Origin of the sequence: Paenibacillus sp. 1-18, assembly GCF_000520755.1 — a bacterium.
Lineage (GTDB): Bacteria > Bacillota > Bacilli > Paenibacillales > Paenibacillaceae > Paenibacillus > Paenibacillus brasilensis.
Genome location: NZ_ASSB01000371.1, coordinates 1 through 1,247, shown reverse-complemented (window position 1 = coordinate 1,247; position 1,247 = coordinate 1). Strand labels below are relative to the sequence as shown.

The following is a 1,247-nucleotide window of genomic DNA, read 5'->3' as shown; positions in this document are numbered from 1 at the left end:
CACGCCTGTTGAATAACCAAAATAAGTAACTCAATTCATGAAACAAGAGGTGCACTGAAGAAGAACGCGCTGAATCTGAATCAGCCATTCAACAGGTAAGTTTTGAAGAAGAAATAGACGAGAAAATCGCGCAAAGGAAAGAACGGCATGTTGGGGCCATGAAGTCTGAGCAGCAACAAATAGCCAATTGAGCAGGACATAGACGATTAGAGCACAGAATAATTGCCCATAGACCGCATTTTCAGTCGTACCAAACAGCGTTGGGATATTCAAATGTTGCTTGATCCAACGAAAGAAGACTTCAATCTGCCATCGAGCCTTATAGATCTGTGCGATTTGTTCTGCGGTCACCTGCATTAAATCGGTAACCACCCGAATTTCCCGACCTTCAAAATCCCGAAAATCACCACACGATGACGTTGTGTGGAACGACACTGAGGGGTTCCCAACTGGCAAGTGATATCCCGAATGACGGATGAATCTGGCTTCGTAAGGCGACGTAGCGCATGAGGCTTTTCCAAATGGACGTTGTCGCGAAGCCGAATGACAAACGATTGTCCATGGGTTTTGAAGTGATCCAGACGCTCCAGTTTCCCATAAGCACGATCCATCACCAAAATGTAGTCCGGTTGAGCCAACGCTTCACTCATGGGGCCATCATGCTTGGAGCCCAGCGTTTCGACCACCTGAAGGGGTTGCCCATTTTCTGCTCGTAAAGCGACATGAAGTTTAATACCTGCACGCTCCCCGTGATAAGGAGCCCAAGGCAAACGCGTTTTTCCCACCGTCATCGTGGTTGAATCGATGAGTAATAATTCTTTTGGGAAAGTCAGTTTCCGACGTGCTTCCCGGTTACATTTGCAAACAAGTAGATGGAAAAGTTCCTTAAATACGGAAAACGGGACTTCGGCGGCTTTGGTTGAAAAGCGTGAGTAGTGGACGACAGGCAAGCCACAGAGAGCCGCATAATCTACGCTGGATCGATAGCTACCCCATTGTTCCAACGCAGCCATGCACCAGTATTGGAGTAAATGGTACACCGTAAACTTGCGGGCTTTGTCTTCATAACCTATTAACTTCACAACCCTTTGAACTTCTTCAGGAGTCAGCATGGATTGAAGGATAGATGTAATCGTGATAGAATTTTTCATGAGATCGTCTTCTTTCGGATTCGTTTGGATGGTACCAACGATTCTACAGAAAAGACGATCTTTTTTCTACCATTTTGTGGTTATTCAACAGGCGTG

1 pseudogene is annotated in these 1,247 nt (G+C 46.0%); it reads right to left on the bottom strand.

Annotated features, from left to right (window positions below):
* Positions 1–30 precede the first annotated feature (30 nt).
* Positions 31–1,112, bottom strand: a pseudogene (locus tag L693_RS0125005) (IS4 family transposase).
* Between the last annotated feature and the right edge of the window lie 135 nt (positions 1,113–1,247).